Source organism: Sphingobacterium sp. UBA7631 (genome assembly GCF_002483935.1).
Classification (GTDB): Bacteria; Bacteroidota; Bacteroidia; order Sphingobacteriales; family Sphingobacteriaceae; genus Sphingobacterium; species Sphingobacterium multivorum.
Genome location: NZ_DLIX01000010.1, coordinates 1,299,520 through 1,318,551, shown reverse-complemented (window position 1 = coordinate 1,318,551; position 19,032 = coordinate 1,299,520). Strand labels below are relative to the sequence as shown.

8 protein-coding genes are annotated in these 19,032 nt (G+C 42.3%); 6 read left to right on the top strand and 2 right to left on the bottom strand.

The features are described 5' to 3' along the window. Positions 1 to 15: 15 nt before the first annotated feature. Positions 16 to 3,117, bottom strand: coding sequence for a SusC/RagA family TonB-linked outer membrane protein (locus tag B3P16_RS22075; protein ID WP_112374163.1), 3,102 nt, complete (start codon positions 3,115 to 3,117; stop codon positions 16 to 18). A gap of 265 nt (positions 3,118 to 3,382) precedes the next feature. Continuing rightward, the gene (locus B3P16_RS22070) at positions 3,383 to 6,220 is read right to left on the bottom strand and encodes a helix-turn-helix and ligand-binding sensor domain-containing protein (protein ID WP_286844337.1); all 2,838 of its coding nucleotides are present in this window, start codon (positions 6,218 to 6,220) and stop codon (positions 3,383 to 3,385) included. Positions 6,221 to 6,585: 365 nt separating this feature from the next. On the opposite strand from B3P16_RS22070, the gene B3P16_RS22065 reads away from it, so the two are divergent. From B3P16_RS22065 to B3P16_RS22040, 6 genes are read left to right on the top strand one after another with little or no spacing between them, the layout of a single operon-like run. Continuing rightward, positions 6,586 to 9,675, top strand: a complete 3,090-nt coding sequence (locus B3P16_RS22065; protein WP_286844335.1) for a SusC/RagA family TonB-linked outer membrane protein — start codon at positions 6,586 to 6,588, stop codon at positions 9,673 to 9,675. A gap of 27 nt (positions 9,676 to 9,702) precedes the next feature. Beyond that, a complete protein-coding gene (locus tag B3P16_RS22060; RefSeq protein WP_286801540.1) occupies positions 9,703 to 11,271 on the top strand; it encodes a RagB/SusD family nutrient uptake outer membrane protein in 1,569 nt (522 codons plus the stop codon). A gap of 24 nt (positions 11,272 to 11,295) precedes the next feature. Next, entirely contained in the window at positions 11,296 to 12,741 is a 1,446-nt protein-coding gene (locus B3P16_RS22055) for an alpha-L-fucosidase (protein ID WP_286844333.1), read from the top strand. 37 nt (positions 12,742 to 12,778) lie between these two features. Beyond that, a complete protein-coding gene (locus B3P16_RS22050) occupies positions 12,779 to 15,250 on the top strand; it encodes a glycoside hydrolase family 2 TIM barrel-domain containing protein (protein WP_286844332.1) in 2,472 nt (823 codons plus the stop codon). Between the two features lie 6 nt (positions 15,251 to 15,256). After that, the gene (locus tag B3P16_RS22045) at positions 15,257 to 17,827 is read left to right on the top strand and encodes a glycoside hydrolase family 95 protein (RefSeq protein ID WP_286844331.1); all 2,571 of its coding nucleotides are present in this window, start codon (positions 15,257 to 15,259) and stop codon (positions 17,825 to 17,827) included. 17 nt (positions 17,828 to 17,844) lie between these two features. Continuing rightward, positions 17,845 to 19,032: an alginate lyase family protein gene (locus B3P16_RS22040; protein WP_286844330.1), complete on the top strand. Its 1,188-nt coding sequence runs from the start codon at positions 17,845 to 17,847 to the stop codon at positions 19,030 to 19,032.

Sequence of the window (19,032 nt, the reverse complement as noted above, 5' to 3'; positions counted from 1 at the left end):
TCAAAACTAAGGTGATTAAAATTGCATGTTAAGTCCAAATAAGAAATTACGTGTCGTTGGATAAGCTGAAAGCTCAATACCAGAAGTTAAATTTGGACTACCGTCGCCGGCAAGTTCAGGAGAGAAACCACTATAATTCGTAAATATAAATGGATTCTGAGCAGTAACATATAATCTTAATTTAGATCTCGAGCTATATAAGTTATTGAAAGTGTATCCTACAGTGATATTATTGATACGGAAATAAGCGCCCGATTCGAGGAAATAACTCGAAGCCCAATATGCTCTTTCTGCACCGGGATGTTCATTGGTTGAACCTGCGCCAGTCCAGCGATTTTCAAAAGTTGATAACGCGATGTTCTCACCTGCATTGGAACGAACGCTATTTAAACCATTGTAAACCTTATTGCCTGCGACACCATATCCGGAAACATTAAAATCAATAGCTTTATAATTAACACCAACATTGATACCATATGTTGAAGTCGGTAAAAATGATCCAAAGAAAACCTTGTCGCGGGAATCGATGACACCATCTTCATTTTGATCCTTGTACTTCAGATAGCCAGGTTTTGCAGCACCAAACGATGGGTAATTTTTTACATCTTCCGCATCTTGAAAGACACCATTTGCCTCAAACATCCACCAGCCATAGATCGGTTGTCCAACGCGAAGCTGTTTGGTAATCTCCCCATTATTTAAACTGCCTCCAGTAGCACGGTCATAAGCCGGGACCACTTCCGTTACTTTATTTTTATTGTATGAATAATTAACACCGAATGTATAACTGAACTCCGGACTTATACTTTTGTTCCAATTTAAGGCCACTTCCACACCTTGGTTTAATACTTTAGCACCATGCGCATAGAAGTTTTTTTCGGATGGAGAGGTGTAAGTCGGTGTGACATCAAGAATAGTATTGGTATTCAGCTTATGATAGTAGTCAATGGATCCTGAAAGCTGATTGTTTAGAAACGCAAAGTCTACGCCAGCGCCCGTTTCTCTGGTTACTTCCCAGGTTAGATTTACGGCTGGAGTGCCATATGCGCTTCCATAAACCATATTCTGTTCAGGACCAAAAACGTAGTTGTAATTTGAACTTTCTGGACTTGTTAAAATTGTGGAAACATTTAGCGGGATATCTTGGTTACCTAATTTACCCCAGTTTCCGCGCACTTTCAATAAATTAATCCAGCTGGCATCTTTCATAAAGCTTTCGTTGGTTACCGTCCAACCTAATCCCACCGATGGGAATGTACCCCAGTATTTTCCTGTATTACGGAAAACACTTGATCCATCTCTACGCAATGTTGCCGTTAAATAATATTTGCTATCGTAATTGTACTGCAAACGTCCAAAATACGAAGCTAAGGCCCTCGGAGTATAAGAGGTTTGTAGCGCAACAATACCATAATTGGTTGTTCCTTTTGCAAGATTGATATTCCAGTATTGCTCTTGTTCAGGTACATTATAACCCGTTTGGCTACTCATGCTGTTTATGTCGTATTTCTCACGCGACATCCCCACAACCGCCTCAATATGATGCTTGTCAAAATTCTTGTTAAATGTTAAGAAATTCTCGATAGACCAGCGGAATTGTTCTAGATTTTCATATTTCAAGCTGTTGTCTACATAATCAAGCGCTTTTGGATTGTTTTCCTTTAATTTGATGAAATCAGATTCATTCAATAAAGTATTAGCATTTAACCATTGATCTTTTACATTATTAAAAATCCGTTGTTTCGAATAAAATTTATTCCCGCCAATACGCGAATTGATTTTCAGATAATCTGTAATCTTAAATTCTCCCTCAAAACTTCCTTGTAAGCGTAGCGTATTTGTTCTTTCATTTTGGCGTAAAACCTCATACACTGGATTTCCAATAGAATTTAGATTTCCGATGGCTTGGCCTGGTGCGGCCTCAATGCCAGCGACACCTGTTGTTGTATTTACACGACCTAAACCGTAACGGCCATTATCAAACATAACGGGCGCAAGTGGCGACTGACGGTAAGCCGTGGTGAAAGCACTATAAGGCTTAGGTGTTGCATTTGTTAATGTAAGATTTAAATTTTGGCTGAACTTTAGGCGGTTGTTTAAAAATTTATATACGTTGTTATTGCGTATGGTATTTCTTACAAATTTGGAGCCTTCAAGAATACCATTTTCGGTATAATTGTTTGCTGATACGAAGTAATCAACTTTCTCAGTTCCACCAGAAATATTAACAGCATTATTAAATACAGAACCTGTACGTAATAATTCGTCATACCAATCTGTATTATATTTTTGATTCTCAGCTAAACGGTAAGACCCATTGGTCGAGGTGAGGTATTCATTTGCAAATATTCTAAACTGATCAGCGTTGGCCATTTTCACGCGGTTCAATACGTTTTTTATACCCGCAAAGCTTTCATAATTGATGTTTGTTGTTCCGGTTTTACCTTTCTTCGTCGTCACGATAATAACGCCATTAGCCGCCCGAAGACCGTAAATAGATGCGGAGGATGCATCTTTTAAAACATCCATAGATTCAATATCGGATGGGTTGATATTATTAATATCTGTTTGTGCAATTCCGTCGACAATATAGAGTGGATTCCGTCCTGATAAGGCAGTTCCTAAGCCCCTGATAATGACATTGGGTGATGACCCCGGAGCTTCATTTGCAATAATATTGATACCTGCAGCTTTACCTTGGATGGATTGCATGGCCGACATGGCAGGTTGCTTCGTGATATCGGATGATTTCAAGGAGCTGATCGATCCGGTCAGATCTGCTTTCTTTTGTGTACCATAACCGATAACAACAACCTCTTCCAATGCTTGATTTTGATTTTCTAAGAATACATTGAGTTGCGTTTGATTACCAATGTATACCGTTTGTGTGCGATAACCCAGAAAGTTAAAGACCAGTGAGTCGGTAGGAGAGGCATTGATTTGAAATTTCCCCGTTGCGTCGGTTTTTGTAGATACTGCTTTCCCTTTGATACTAATGGTGACGCCAGGCATGGATATCATGCTTGTGCCATCTTTGACCACTCCTTGTACCGAAGTTTGTCCATAGGCAACCGATACGACCATGGATGTCAAAAATAATGCGGATAGATTCCTCATATCGTTAATTTTTGGTGTTTGTTTAAAATACGTTGGTTATTTCCCTGAAGCAAATATGTTGATGTAGTACAACTTTGCCAAAATTTAACATATTCACATCACTACTACATGAAATTTCGGCTTGCTCAGGCTACCTTTTGTTGTATTTTATATTTTTCATAATCAGTATTTTGTGTTGTTGTTTTTACTGAAATAACACGAGCTTTAGTGTGTTTTATACACTAAAGCTCGTGTGTGGTAATGATGTAGTGTCTGTGATGAAAATTTAACGTTCCATCAGGAATTCAGAAAGGTTTTTGTCTGTTGGAATGCCTAACTTTTTGCGTAATCGATAGCGTCTAATCTCGACACCGCGTGTACTAATGTTGAGTAATGAGGCAATTTCCTTACTCGACATATTGAGCCTTAAATAGGCACATAGTTTCAGATCATTGGGGACGAGATCAGGAAACTCTTGTTTCAATTTCTTGAAAAAATTCTCATGTGATTCGTTAAAGCTTCTTTCAAAAATATGCCAGTCACGATCGTCGTTATGGGCATCATCGATAAGCTTGTTTATCTTTTTCAATTCATCCGAACTCAGCTTGTTGCCATCAGCATCTTTAAGCTGTTTGAGCTCGGCGTGTAAATTGTTCAACATCTCATTTTTGTAAACGATATTGAGTGCCGCATTGGCAAGTTCTTTATTTTTTAATTGAAGCTGATCTTCTAATTGCTGGTTTTTAAGTTTAATCCAGTCCTTTTCTTTTTGCTCTGTTTCGCGTTCCAAGGCAATCTTTTTCTCTTCTAGCCATTTTCGCCGTATTTGAAACTGACGCTTGCGCTCCCGTTGAAGATTAAACCTGTAAGCTAAATAGATGAGCGTTATCAGGACGAGTGTATAAAATAACTTCGCCCACCAAGAAAGAAACCATGGATGCCGAATGGTAAATGAAAATGTCTGGACTTCCGAAACTGACCCCATATTGTCCTTCGCCCTGATTTTAATTTGAAACTCTCCATAAGGTAGATTTGTGAAATCTTGATAGGCAGTTTCACTCCATTCGGACCAATTGTCTGAGTAACCTTCGAGATAATATTGGTATTGAAGTGGCGAAGTCGAATAATATGGACTTGAAAAGCTAATTCTAAGATTATTGTCCGATGATGATAGTTTAAACGCTGAATCTGGGATAATAGCCTGGCCTGTTGTCAAGTTGACAAGTTGCGCTATTTGCGGAAGTGGCAACCTGTATTTTTGTGATTTATCGGCATGACGGTAGATCGCAAATCCATCATCTAAACCGATGAGATAGTATTGGTTTTCAATCGGGAGAATGTTTTCATAGTTATTCATCATTCGATCCTGTAAGGGACTGAGCAGATTGGAGTCAATATGCAATTTGCCCTTACTGTCAAAATCTACTTTAGCAATTTTAGTCTTCTGAATAAACCAGTAGCTGTTTGTATTGATCGGTATGACCTTATTTGAATTTTTATAGCTGCCTAACGCTGTGTTTAATTCATTGGCATAGCTGAATTTTTTCACAATATTGTCGAATTGGAGAAATCCGCTGTCTGTAGCAAATACAAGATTATTTTCTAAGGTATAAATCCCCGTAAATTGCCTCTTTGAAGCGATACTATCCTGTTTGGAGGAAAATAAAATCTTTGCCTGCTGGAAATTCGCATCAAGTCCGAGTAGTTGTATCTGTCCCCAATCGCCAATCCAAAAGGCATGGTTATCTTTTTGCGCCAAGAATCGAACCGGTTCTTTAACGCCTGTGAACTGCTGAACGAACGCTAGGTGTATACCATCGAACGTGAATTTCGATAAGCCTGTATAGTTCCCCTGAAGAATATTTTTTGTTCCAAAAATAGGTTTGAAAACCCATCCTCCGGTAATCTGAGAGATCTTTTCAAGCTTCCCGTTATCTAATTTGAAGGTTCCGTCATTATGTCCACAGATCAACTCATCACCAAATTGTGCTAATGTCCAAACCTGACCATTTGAATTTGGAATCTGAGAGAAATTTAATGAATTGTAATTGGTCAATCCCTTCCATTCACTTGAAAATAAGCCTTTATTAGTCCCAAGATAGATTTTTCCCTGATAGATTATCGATGTATAAACGGTACCTATTTTTCCGACAAAATCAGTGTAGAATGATAATGGGGAATTGATTTCAATGCGGTCAATACCATTATCCAGTCCCACCCAGATATTCTTCTGATTGTCCTTGACAATACTGAGTACAGTATTGTTTTGGAGACCATTGTTTTTATTGATATGTTGAATGACCTGCCCATTTTTATTGATGATAATAACACCGTTTTGGATGGTGCCAAAAGCATATTGTCCATCGTAGAGGTATAAGCCATTGTTTATTTGTGACTGGCTTAAGAGCTGATTTGCCGGAGCAGCCCAGGGTAGGATTGTTCCATCGGCTTTCATCAGGTAGAGGCCGTTTCGCGAGGTGGCAATAAGTGATGTCGTTGCGTCGAAAGGTAAGATGGCAAGTACATTTTTGTCTTTCAAGACATCTTTTCCTTTTACAGGAATTAATTTATCCTGTTTAAATTCATGCAGGCCACTTGGCAGCTGTTCAAAAAATAATTTATTGTTGAGCTGATGTGGAAATAAAAAAGGCTCACCTTTAGCAGTTAATTGCCGTATACGATTGTTTTCCCAGATATAGGATTTCGAAAATGTATGAAAAAATACCCGTTGGTCTTCTACAATGATTTTCCAGATTTCTTCGTTTGGAAAGTAGGTTTTGTCCTGTACCAGCTTAGAGAGACTTTGATAAGTCAAGTTTCCAAAGGGTTTGGAAGTCCAATAGCCAAATTCACCTCTTCCACCGGTGTAAATCTTGCCATCTTTACCGATTGCGACACTTCGTACCGTGGAATGATTAGGAAGCGGAAAGATGCGCCAATATTGTCCGTCGAACTGCAATAGACCTTCGGTATTGGCACTATAAATACGACCATCTTTGTCGACTGCCAAAGACCAGTTTTGATTTCCAGCCTTGTATTGGTCTTTTTTGTATTGTTTGACAAAAGGCGTACCTGTGGGTATGATTGTTTGACAGTAACCCTCGGGCAGTAAAAAAAATAACATGCTGCAAAACCAAAAGATATAGACGTTCCTATATTTTTTTGTTGTCATCGACTCCCTCACTTTAAATTGATTTGTGGGCAATATATCGATTTTATTGCAAAATTGATAATCTCTAGCGTTGTAGGATGCTCTGGCAGATCGATAGCTTATTTTGAAGATCAACCGATCGATTGTTGGAAGAAAAATTAGCAGCTGCCAAGGGGGGGGGATTTTTCTTTTTTTTTAAACCATTTAATTGTGTTGAAAATCAGGAATGAAGCCATTTATTCCACTAATTTGAACAAAAAATACTCCTTTTGCTGTAAACGATTTTTGATATTTGAGTTCATTTACTTCGTTAAATAACCAAATAAACCAAAACAACTATGATAACACCGATGACCAAAACGGTAGGTAAGGGGTTGCTTTTATTTTCGTTGATGAGCATGTCTGCACCGGCGGTGCTTGCCCAGTCGCAAATAAAGATATCCGGAAAAGTAAGCTCCTCAACAGGCGAGCCTCTTGCGGGGGTTACCGTACAAATAAAGGGGGTGAAAAACGGCACTGTAACCGATGGGGCCGGCAATTATCAGATTCTTGCGCGAGATATTGATGTCCTGATATTTTCGCTGGTAGGCAAAGAGAAAACCGAAGTGCAGGTCGATAAGAAAGATCACATTAATCTTGTACTGCAGGAGTCCAGTAGCCTGATTGACGAAGTGGTTGTAGTAGGCTATGGTACCCAGAAAAAAAGTAATCTAACGGGTGCTGTTGCTGCTGTCGATGGAAAGGTGCTTAACAAACGTATCGCTACAAATCCAACGCAGTTACTTCAAGGTCGCATGCCCGGACTTCGTGTTACCCAAGGATCGGGAGAAGCGGGGAATGAAAATGTGAATCTCCAGGTACGGGGATTGGGTTCCTACGGCGCCTCTTCTGCTCCACTGGTTATCGTAGATGGTATCCCCGGTAGTTTGGAAAATTTGAATCCCCAAGCAATCGAGAATATCACCGTATTGAAAGATGCCGCTTCAGCTGCTATCTATGGGGCAAGAGCAGCAAATGGAGTCATTCTTGTGACGACAAAACAGGGTAAAGCTGGAAAAACACAACTGAGCTACGATTATAATGTCGGAATTACCAAGGCCTCAGCTCTTCCAGACCTCGTATATAATTCCGTTGATTACATGACCTTGTATAATCAGGCAAATAAAAACTCGGGTGTCACAAATCCAAATGCTTCCTTTAGCCAGGAGATGATTGATGCCTACAAAAATGCAACAGATAAAAGATTATATCCCGATTTTAACTGGTTAGATGCTGTCTTTAGAACTGTCCCGGTGCAAACGCACAATTTAAGCTTAAGCGGTGGTGCCGGAGGAACAAATTACAACGTTATATTGGGCTACGTCAATCAGCCTGATATTATGATCGGGACTTCTTTTAAAAAGTATAATCTACAGCTTAACCTAGGTTCTAAAATAAATGATCGGATAAGTTTTGGTTCAAGTATCACCTTGAATTATGGGGATCGGAAATATCCTAGAAACGGTAGTGAAGATCAGTTTTTGTCTACCATTAGTCAATCACCACTTTATGGACCTGTATTACCAGATGGTAGTGGTCGTTATTCGTCTAGGGCATATCCTTTTCAATCCCCAAATAAAAACCCTGTTGCAGTTGCTGAAAATGCATTTACAAGACTGAACAATTATTTTATGCAAGGCAATATTTTTTTAAATGTGAAAATATTGGATGGACTGGATTGGAAGACAAGCGGCGGGTTGACGTATGGCTTTACAAAAAACTATACCAACAAACCTGTGATTAATCAATACATGTGGTTCGCCAAACCGGATGACCTACCTGCCAGACAACTTGATGTAGGTGGTCAGGGCTTAGAAGTAACGGACGACAACAATGTATATCCAGTCGGGTATACGCAATTGACTTACGATAAGTCTTTTGGAAATCATAACATGAAAGTACTGGCAGGAACCCAGGCAGAATATAATAAAACACAAAAATTGTTCGGAAGTAGGTTGCAATTTCCCAACAATGACCTGCTTGAGCTCGATGGTGGCGGAGCTGGACAACAATCAAATAATGGTGTCACCAATGAGTGGTCATTGAGGTCTTATTATGGTCGGTTAAACTATGACTACAAAGGCAAGTATCTACTCGAAGGGAATGCACGTTATGACGCCTCTTCACGTTTCCCTGAAAATAGAAAATGGGCGTTTTTCCCTTCATTATCTGGAGGTTGGAAAGTCTCGGATGAGAACTTTTTTGGTCCGAAATTGAAAGAAGTTGTTAATGAACTAAAGTTAAGAGCCTCCATTGGAACATTGGGTAATCAAAATATTGGTAACTACCCATATCAGATTGTTTACAATTCCTCTTTTGCTTATCCTTTTGATGAAACGCTCCAACAGGGAGCTCGTCAGGTAGCCATGGCCAATGACCGGATCAAATGGGAAAGTACCAAAGTCTTGGATTTCGGTGTAGATATCGGTTTATGGAAAAACAAATTGACCGCTTCTTTCGATTGGTATAACAAAGTAACATCCGATATTTTATCTGCATCTACAGCTTTCCCTTCTTATATTGGATTGACTGCACCGACCGTAAATTATGGTGAATTGCGTAACAGAGGTATAGAACTAGGTCTGCAATACCGTGATAAAATTGGAGCGGTATCCTTGACCCTCAATGGAAATATTCAGGCCAATCGCAACAAGGTGATGAAATATGGGGCCGAACGTATCTCGGGCAATACCATTATCCGGGAAGGTTTACCTTATGGTAGTTTTTACCTTTTGGAGAACACGGGCATATTCCGTTCGAAGGAAGAGGTGGCAGCTTCTCCAGTGCAACAGATTCCAGCACAACCGGGCTATCTGAAATTTGCTGACGTTAATGGAGATAAAGTTGTGGACAATAATGATCGAATTGTCGTGCCCGGAGCGTATCCAGATTTCGATTACTCCTTTAATGCGACGGCTGTTTGGAAGAACTTTGATTTTACAGCCTTTTTCTTTGGTTCCCAGGGACAAAAAATATTTGTGAGTGAGTGGGGAATCGTGCCCTTTAGGCAAGGCGGAACGTTCACTCGCGACTGGATGAACGCTTGGACTCCAGAGAATCCGAATGCATCGCTTCCAATAGTGGGTGCTGAAAATACCCCTGCGGCAAATAATGTACGGACTGCATCGACTTTCTTTTTAAAAGATGGATCCTTCTTGCGCCTTAAAAATATTCAGGTAGGCTATGCTATTCCACAGAGCACCTTGTCCAAAGCTGGTATTTCTGGCCTTCGCATTTATTTTGCGGCGGATAACCTGCTCACATTCTCCAAGTTCCCTGGTTTAGATCCCGAACGTGGTGTTTCATCAAGCGGTGGTGCAACATCAGGACGTTATGTGACTCATCCGCAGAATAAAGTATTCGCATTTGGGGCGAGCATCACATTCTAATCGAGTGGTAAAAAAAAAAAATTACAGATGAAAAAGAGCGTAAAAAAAACATATCTATATTTAAGCTTAGCAGCCTTAGCTGCATTGGGTAGCTGTACAAAAGATTTTTTAAATAAAAATCCAACGGATAAAATTTCGGAGTCAACCTTCTGGAAAACGCAGACTGATGCTGATTTGGCACTCTCGGGCTGTTATGAATTTCTTTGCCGAGGATACAATTCGACGTCTTCATCCAATGCACGTGGTGGTTGGGGTGGAGCAAGTATGTTTTGGGATGGGCTTTCAGACGATGCTTTTGTGTCCAGTACCTCCAATAACTTCAATATTATTTCGCGATCCGGAATCACCTCGACAACGGGTGGCATGCAATCTGAGGGCTATGAGATTTCGTATCAGGCCATTGCAGCATGCAATAAATTGATTGCCAATATTGACCGTATTACAAGCATGAGCCAGCAGGACCGTGACCGATATAAAGCAGAGGCTCGTTTTATCCGCGCCCATTACTACTTTTTGTTGACCAATCTGTACGGTGATGTGCCATTGACTTTAGAACCTCTGGGCATGGACGATGCGAGTATTCGGCTCGGTAGAACACCTAAAACCAACATTATCGAAGCGATTTTGGCAGATTTAGATTATGCGAGTGAAAAACTGCCTAATACAGGGTATAAAGGACATGCTGTGCGGGGATCTGCACTGGGGTACAAAACAAAGGTGTTGTTGACGGTGAAGAAATGGGCGGAGGCAGCTGCAACAGCGAAGATTGTTATGGATGAAAACAAGTTTTCGATCTATCAGGGTGGATACCGCGATCTGTTCCGAAAGCCGGGACAAAATAATAATCCCGAAATCATGTTTTCCGCTCGATTTTTACCACCCAATATGTATAGTCCGGCAGATATGATGTATTCTTATCTGAAGACCATACAACCGCTGGGTTATCTGGTTGATTCTTATTATGCCATCGATGGAAAGGATATTAAAGAATCGACAGTTTACGATGCTAAAAATCCTTACGAAAATAGAGATCCACGGTTGAAGTCAACAATTATGTACCGCGGTGTATGGCGCGGAACTACAGCATCTTCCGCTTTTGATCCCGTTGCCGAGGGCGTGTTGGGTGGTTTTTTACCGAGAAAGTATATCAACGAATCGAAATGGCCAACAAGTTACGCGACACAAAGCGATCAGGATTGGGTATTCTTGCGCTATGCCGATATTTTATTGATGTATGCAGAAGCGAAGAATGAAAGTGCAGGGCCTGATCAAACAGCTGTGGATGCATTAAATAAGGTAAGATCCAGAGCTGATGTGAAAATGCCGCTCGTACAGTTTAGCGGTTCGCTGACAAAAAATGAATTCCGCGATATTATCCGTCATGAACGGCGGATTGAATTGGCTTTGGAAGGTCAACGTTATTTTGACTTGAAACGTTGGGGGATGATCAAAGAGGTGATGGATAAAACCAAAGATCCGGATGGAGCTTCACGGTTATTTATGGCAAGAGATACCTTATGGCCAGTACCGCAATCTGAGGTAGACATGGCCAAGAGTTTAGGTAATGACAATTTTAAGCAAACACCGGGTTTCTAAATTAAGAAAAAGAAAGATTTAGGTATGAGAGCTATATATAAGATGTTTTTGTCAATTGTCCTCATCACGGTGATAGGGAGGGGATCATTGAATGCGCAAGTAAATCGCTTACCAGATAGTGTACGCACGAAATGGTGGGAGGAAGCCCGGTTTGGTATGTTTATCCATTGGGGAGTATATGCACAGTTCGGCGGTGTTTATAAGGGACACGAACAGGCACGTGGTGGAGCAGAATGGATTATGAACCGATCAAAAATTCCAGTTGATGAATATCAGGCCATGGCGAAACAATTTAATCCCATCGCCTATAATCCAGACGAATGGGTACTCATGGCGAAAGATGCGGGCATGAAATATTTGATTATCACAGCCAAACACCACGATGGTTTTGCACTCTTTGAAACAAAAGCGAGTAAGTGGAATATGGTGGACGCTACGCCCTATGGCAAAGACGTCTTGAAACCTTTGGCCGAAGCCTGCCGAAAATATGGACTGAAGCTTGGCTTTTATTACTCACAGGCGCAGGATTGGAATAACCCTGGTGGGTCGGCTGCTCGTAAGTTAATGCGAGAAGGCTGGCCTAATCCAGATTCAACCCGTATCGATGACTACACGCTAGCACATCATGGCCATTGGGACCCCAAACAAGAAACAGCGAGTTTTAGTGACTATATCAAAAACGTATCCGTACCTCAGGTCAAAGAATTGTTGAGTAACTATGGCGATATTGCTGTACTATGGTGGGATACGCCAACCAATATGACCGACGAAGCTGCAAATATGCTTCAGGACCAATTGGCATTACAACCCAATATTATCACGAATGATCGATTGAAACGGCCTAATTTCCCCGGCGATACCAAAACGCCGGAGCAAAAAATTCCAGATTGGAGTGAACTCGAAGGCAAACATTGGGAAACCTGTATGACCATGAACGGTACTTGGGGCTACCGCACATCGGATCATAAATGGAAGTCTGCCGAAACCTTGATCCGCAATCTCGTTGATATTGCTTCCAAAGGTGGAAATTACCTGTTGAACGTTGGCCCAAAACCCGACGGATCCTTCCCGCAGGAGAGTATAGAACGTTTGGCTGTAATTGGCAAATGGATGAAAGTCAATAGTGAAGCGATCTACGCAACCAAGAGTAGTCCTTTACAGCCATTTGAATGGGGGCGGTGTACCCTAAAGGAAGATGGAAAGCGGACTTATTTGTATGTCTCTGTATTTGACTGGCCAAAAAATGGAATAGTTGAACTTCCGATTGAAAATAAAGTTTTAAAAGCTAGTCTTTTAGCCAATAATCAAGTGTTAAAGGTAAAATCGAATGCCAATGGTATTCAGATTGCCGTGCCTGAGCAGGCCATTGATTCTGTTGCTACGGTGATTAAGATCGAAGTGGCTGGCAAATTTAAGCGCGAAAAAGAGCCCGGAGCAAAGAACATGAAAACTGGAGCTTTGGACGAGTAAGGCCGATAAAATGGAAAGCAGATACTAAAATAGCATAATGAAGAAAAGTAGATTGAATAAAATAGTTGCGTTGTTGTTGACTTTTGGAGTTGCTCAGCTCCACGCTCAGGAAGTTAAGCGGATTGATCATGGCTGGGATTTCTTAAAGAGCGATCTGGGTGGAATCTGGGAAGCTGTAAGGCCGGTGGGAGCCGGTAATCCCGAATCTGTTCCATTGTGGCAGCAGGTAGATCTACCGCATTGTTATAATGCGCTGGACGCTGTTGATCCAGCTATCAATTATTATCAGGGACCCAGTTGGTATAGAAAATCGCTGGAGATCGACAACCCCTATTTAAATGGTCACACCCTCCTTCATTTTGAAGGAGCCGGACAAAAGACAGCTGTTTATATCCATACCGTTAAAGTTGGGGAGCACGTTGGTGGATACGACGAATGGACTGTGGATATTACGGATGCGGTTGAAAAGTTTAAAAAAACAGCTGCTTTTAAAAAACAGTTTAAGGGTAAAATACCGCTTTCAATTCGTGTGGATAATTCGCGTGATTTAGAAATGATCCCCTCCAATCTGTCTGATTTTAACGTCTATGGCGGTATTTACAGACATCTAAACCTGAAATATGTTCCGCAGACAGCCTTGGAACGTGTATTTGTTGAGGCGTCAGTAGGGGCTGATGGCAGGCAGGGGGTAGCCAACGTCCGTGGACGACTGATGCCATTTTCGGCTCAGACTAATTTTGAAGTCGAAATGCAGCTCTACGACCCCGCTGGAAAAATCGTGCAAACCCAGCAACCACAGGTTAATAAGGGCGTATTAAATCTTGAATTTGGACAATTCATGGTCAAGAAGCCACAGCTTTGGAGCCCTGATCAACCGGCCTTGTACCGTTTGGTTACCACGGTTAAAAGCAATGAGCAAATATTTAAAGAAGAGACTGCCTTTGGCTTTAGACAGGTAGAATTTAAGGAGAATGGTCCTTTTCTGCTAAATGGGAAAAGGCTTTTGCTGCGCGGTACCCATCGTCATGAAGACCATGCCGGAGTTGCTGCAGCAATGACTGACGATCAGATCTTACAGGAGATGACCCTGATGAAAGAGATGGGTGTAAACTTTATACGCTTGGGACATTATCAGCAGAGTCGTAAAGTGCTTGAGGCCTGCGATAGTCTGGGTATTTTGGTTTGGGAAGAGATTCCATGGTGCAGAGGTGGATTGGGTGGAGAGGTCTATCAGCTTCAGGGAAAACGGATGTTAACCAATATGATTGAACAGCATTATAATCATCCATCGGTCATTATTTGGGGCCTCGGCAACGAAAATGATTGGCCCGGTGATTTTACGGAGTTTGATCAGGCGAAGATAAGAGCTTATATGAGTGAACTCAATGGCTTAGCTCATCAATTGGACCCAAGCCGGAAAACAGCGATACGACGTTGTGATTTCTGTAAAGATATTGTTGATGTTTATTCTCCGTCCATTTGGGCGGGTTGGTATAGAGGCGTTTATACCGACTATAAAGCAGCCTCCGAGGAAGAAATGAAAAAGGTAAAGCATTTCCTTCATGTGGAGTGGGGCGGGGATAGTCATGCAAGACGACATGCAGAGGACCCTGACCGTGCTCTAGCTAAAATCAAAGGTGATGGTACAACAGATGAACGGGCAGGCGATGCGTCGCTCATTGGTGGAGCAGCACGCGTTTCTAAAGATGGCGATTGGAGTGAAAGCTACATCTGTAATCTCATCGATTGGCACTTAAAGGAACAGGAAACCATGCCTTGGCTCACGGGAACAGCCTACTGGCCATTTAAAGATTTTTCAACTCCGGTCCGGCCAGACAATCCTGTGCCTTATGTCAATCAGAAGGGTGTTGTTGAACGGGATTTTACCAAAAAAGAATCGTACTACGTATTCCAGTCGTATTGGACCGAGAAGCCAATGTTGCATATTTATGGCCATAGCTGGCTGGTCCGTTGGGGTGAAAAAGACGAGTCGAAAATGATCAAGGTGTATTCCAATGCCAAGGAGGTTGAGCTTTTTGTCAATGGCAAAAGTCAAGGACTAAAGAAAAGAAATAGCCAAGATTTTCCAGCGGCAGGTTTGCGCTGGATGGTGAAACTAAACGAAGGAAGCAATCAGATTAAAGCTGTCGCGAAAAACGGCCGGGAAATTCTCATGGATGAAATTGAACAGCAGTATCAGACAAAAAAGTGGGGTAAACCGGCAAAACTTCTTGTGGAAAAAATTGCCACGGAAGGCGATATGATCACTGTGCAAGCTCAAATTGTGGATAATACCAATACCCCCTGTCTCGATGCAAAGGATTGGATCTATTTTGGTTCGACCGGCGATGGTCAGTTGATCGTCGACCAAGGCACTTCTACGGGGTCGAAAAAAGTGCAGGCCTACAATGGTCGTGCATTGATTAAGCTTCGACTGCCTTCGGGAAGCGCTGTGGTATCAGGCCGGATGGAAGGATCAAAAAGTACCTTGTTAACGATAGAAAAATAACACAAGATGTTAAAAGCAACGAATCATTTGAACTTCTTTTTACTGCTCGGCCTTATGGGGTCGCTTGCGCCATGCCGTGCACAAGGCAATTCGCCGCAGCTCAAGCTTTGGTATGATCAACCGGCCGCGCTCTGGGAGGAGGCACTACCGCTAGGCAATGGCACTACAGGAGCGATGGTCTTTGGTGGGCTAAGTAAAGATAGGTTTCAAATTAACGATAATACCCTATGGTCGGGTGAACCCGATGCGGGCAATAATGCAAACGGCCCGCAGGTTTTACCCCAGGTGCGCCAAGCCATCTTTGCTGGAAAATATGAAGAGGCAGCAGTTCTTTGGAAGAAAATGCAAGGACCTTATTCTGCCCGGTATTTACCTATGGGCGATTTATGGTTGGATTTTCACCAGGACGAAAAAAAGATAAAAGATTACAAACGGGAGCTGGATCTGGAGCGAGCGATCAATCTGGTCAGTTATTCCTATCAAGGTGTTCAATACCTAAGAGAAAGTTTTGTCAGCTTTCCGGATAAAGCATTGGTTGTTCGACTGAAGGCCGACAAGAAAAAATCAATTACATTCGACCTTTCCTTAACCAGTAAGCTAAAATACAGTGTTTCAGCGCAAGGGAATAATCAGCTGACCTTGCAGGGTAAAGCACCAAGTTTTGTCGCCAATAGGGATTATGAACCCCAACAAATCGTGTACGACATTATTGGCGGAAAAGGGATGGCTTTTGCGATGCAGGTAAGCGTAAAGAATATCGGTGGTGTGGTAAAAAAAGAGGGGGATAAGCTTAAGATCATAGGCGCCGATGAGGTGATTTTATTTTTGACGGAAGCGACAAGCTTTAACGGTTTTGATAAGTCGCCGAGTCAGGAAGGTAAAGATGCCACGCTGCTCGCAAAAAACCGCATGAATAATGTCTCCAAAAAGAATTTTCAGACCATACTCTCCGATCATCAAAAAGATTATCAAGCACTATTCAATCGAGTAGCCTTTGAGCTGGCTGGTACCTCTGCGCATGATAAATTGCCTACAGATCAACGTATCATACAGTTTTCCAAAGGACCGGCCGATTTGGGGCTGCTGACACTGTATTATCATTTTGGACGGTACTTGTTGATTGCCAGTTCCAGAGAAGGGGGGAGACCCGCCAATTTACAGGGGATTTGGAATGATCATGTGCAGCCGCCCTGGGGAAGTAATTACACGACCAATATCAATACAGAAATGAATTATTGGCTTGCGGAAAATACCAATCTTGCAGAATGTCATCAACCCTTGTTTGATTTTATGGATGAGCTGGCTATCAATGGGGCCAAAACAGCATCGATAAATTACAATATCGATAAGGGCTGGGTTGTTCATCATAATTCCGATCTATGGGCCAAAACTTCCCCTCCGGGCGGCTACGATTGGGATCCCAAAGGAATGCCGCGCTGGTCGGCATGGCCTATGGCCGGTGCCTGGTTGAGCACACATCTATGGGAACACTACCGTTTTACGGGTGACAAAACGTTCTTGAAGGAGAAGGCCTACCCCTTGATGAAAGGGGCTGCCCAATTTATGTTGCAATGGCTGATTGCGGATTCCGGAAATAAATATCTCGTCACCAATCCGTCCACTTCACCTGAAAATACAATTAAAATAGCAGGTAAGGAATATCAATTGACCATGGCCTCTACCATGGACATGGCGATCATTCGGGAGCTTTTCACAGCTGTTATTCACTCCTGTACTATACTGAACGTTGATTCTGAATTTAAATCAGCACTAGAACAAGCGAAGGAAAAGCTTTATCCCTATCAGGTGGGGCAATATGGACAATTGCAGGAATGGTTTAAAGATTGGGATGATCCAAAGGACCAGCATCGGCATATTTCCCACCTATTTGGATTATACCCGGGCAATCAGATCAGCCTTGCAGAAAACAAGGCTTTGGCTGCGGCCTCCAAGCGTTCATTGCTTTTAAGGGGCGATGTGAGTACCGGCTGGTCGATGGCCTGGAAGACAAATTGGTGGGCGAGGCTTCAGGATGGAAATCATGCCTATAAAATCCTCAAGGATGCCTTAAATTTTATTGATCCCAAATTGGACCGTGCGCAGATGAGCGGTGGCGGAGCCTATCCGAATCTATTTGATGCACATCCACCTTTTCAAATAGATGGGAATTTTGGTGCTACGGCGGGAATGACTGAAATGTTGCTGCAGAGTCATGATGGAGCCGTCCACTTGTTACCGGCCCTACCTGATGAATGGTCTGCTGGGACGATAAAAGGAATTAAGGCCAGGGGAAACTTTACCGTAGATATTGCCTGGAAAAATAACGTATTGACCGAAGCAATGATCGTGTCCAATATTGGTGGTGTTTGTCGTTTGCGTACACCTTTACCCGTTAAAGTTGTCGGTGTCGAATCAAATCAGGCAGCTGTCACAGACAATGCGCTATTATATAAACCGGAACAACTTCCGTATACGGTAGCGGATTCTTCCAAACTGCCCCTTTTAGCTGGTCCAAAAACGTTTGAAGTTCAATTTGAGACCATAAAAGGTAAACGGTACCGTATTGTTCCAATGTAATTCAAAATCCAGGAAAAATGAAATTTACATCAATTGTTCGCGTCATGGGCTGTCTCCTTGGGATCGCAATTTTCCCTTTATTCTTGAGGGCAAAAATGAAGGAAGGTATTTTTGAGCAGGAGATCATCCAGACGCTGCGCCCTGTTATCCTAAAGCAGTCCAAGTGGGCGATGAAGCAGAAACCATTGACTGTGACAGCTTATAAGGCAGTTCGGAGTACCGGGGGTATTCATGATTTTTATTCTGAAGGCGATTATTGGTGGCCCGATCCCAAAGATCCCGCTGCGCCCTATATTCAACGGGATGGGATGACTAATCCAGCCAATTTCGTTGAACATCGTAAAGCGATGATCCGCTTCAGCCGAATCGTGGGGGCACTGGCCTCAGCCTATCGTTTGAATCCAGATAAAAAATACGTACAGCAGGCCCTTCGCCATTTAAAGGCTTGGTTCGTGGATGCAGAGACGATGATGAATCCGAATCTTCTTTATGCTCAGGCTATACAAGGGCGTTTTACAGGGCGAGGAATAGGCATTATTGATACCATTCATCTGATGGAAGTTGCACAGGGCGTAAAGATATTTGAAAACGACCCCAATTTTCCACAGGCTGCTAAGGATGCCATACATCGCTGGTTTGCAATCTATTTACGCTGGCTTACAACGCATCAATATGGAATCGATGAAATGAATGCTGCCAATAACCATGGTACCTGTTGGGTGGTGCAGGTCGCTGCATTTTCGAGTTTGGTGCAAGACACGGTATTACTCAACAGATGTGCAGATCGCTATGCGCACGTGTTATTGCCGAATCAAATGGAGTCTAATGGCAGTTTTCCGAGAGAATTGCAGCGGACAAAACCTTATGGATACGCGTTGTTTAATCTGGATGCGATGACCATGATCTGCCAGATTTTGTCCAAGACCAACACCTCCCTTTGGCAGTATACATTGTCAGATGGGCGGACAATAAAAACGGGTGTTGATTTTATGGTCCCTTATATTGCAGATAAAGAAAAATGGCCGTATCCGAAAGATGTCATGTATTGGGATCAGTGGCCAGTTGCGCATCCGGCACTCGTATTTTCGGCAGAAGCTTACCAGAATAAAGACTATCTGCAGCTTTGGAAAAAGCTTGATCATGCACCTGAACAAGAAGAGGTTGTTCGAAATTTGCCCATTCGCAACCCGATTATATGGCTTTGA

What these genes read in the sequence shown, in the direction of transcription:
- B3P16_RS22075 (WP_112374163.1), bottom strand. Translation starts at nt 3,117, where the DNA reads ATGAGGAATCTATCCGCATTATTTTTGACATCCATGGTCGTATCGGTT.
- B3P16_RS22070 (WP_286844337.1), bottom strand. Translation starts at nt 6,220, where the DNA reads ATGTTATTTTTTTTACTGCCCGAGGGTTACTGTCAAACAATCATACCC.
- B3P16_RS22065 (WP_286844335.1), top strand. Translation starts at nt 6,586, where the DNA reads ATGATAACACCGATGACCAAAACGGTAGGTAAGGGGTTGCTTTTATTT.
- B3P16_RS22060 (WP_286801540.1), top strand. Translation starts at nt 9,703, where the DNA reads ATGAAAAAGAGCGTAAAAAAAACATATCTATATTTAAGCTTAGCAGCC.
- B3P16_RS22055 (WP_286844333.1), top strand. Translation starts at nt 11,296, where the DNA reads ATGAGAGCTATATATAAGATGTTTTTGTCAATTGTCCTCATCACGGTG.
- B3P16_RS22050 (WP_286844332.1), top strand. Translation starts at nt 12,779, where the DNA reads ATGAAGAAAAGTAGATTGAATAAAATAGTTGCGTTGTTGTTGACTTTT.
- B3P16_RS22045 (WP_286844331.1), top strand. Translation starts at nt 15,257, where the DNA reads ATGTTAAAAGCAACGAATCATTTGAACTTCTTTTTACTGCTCGGCCTT.
- B3P16_RS22040 (WP_286844330.1), top strand. Translation starts at nt 17,845, where the DNA reads ATGAAATTTACATCAATTGTTCGCGTCATGGGCTGTCTCCTTGGGATC.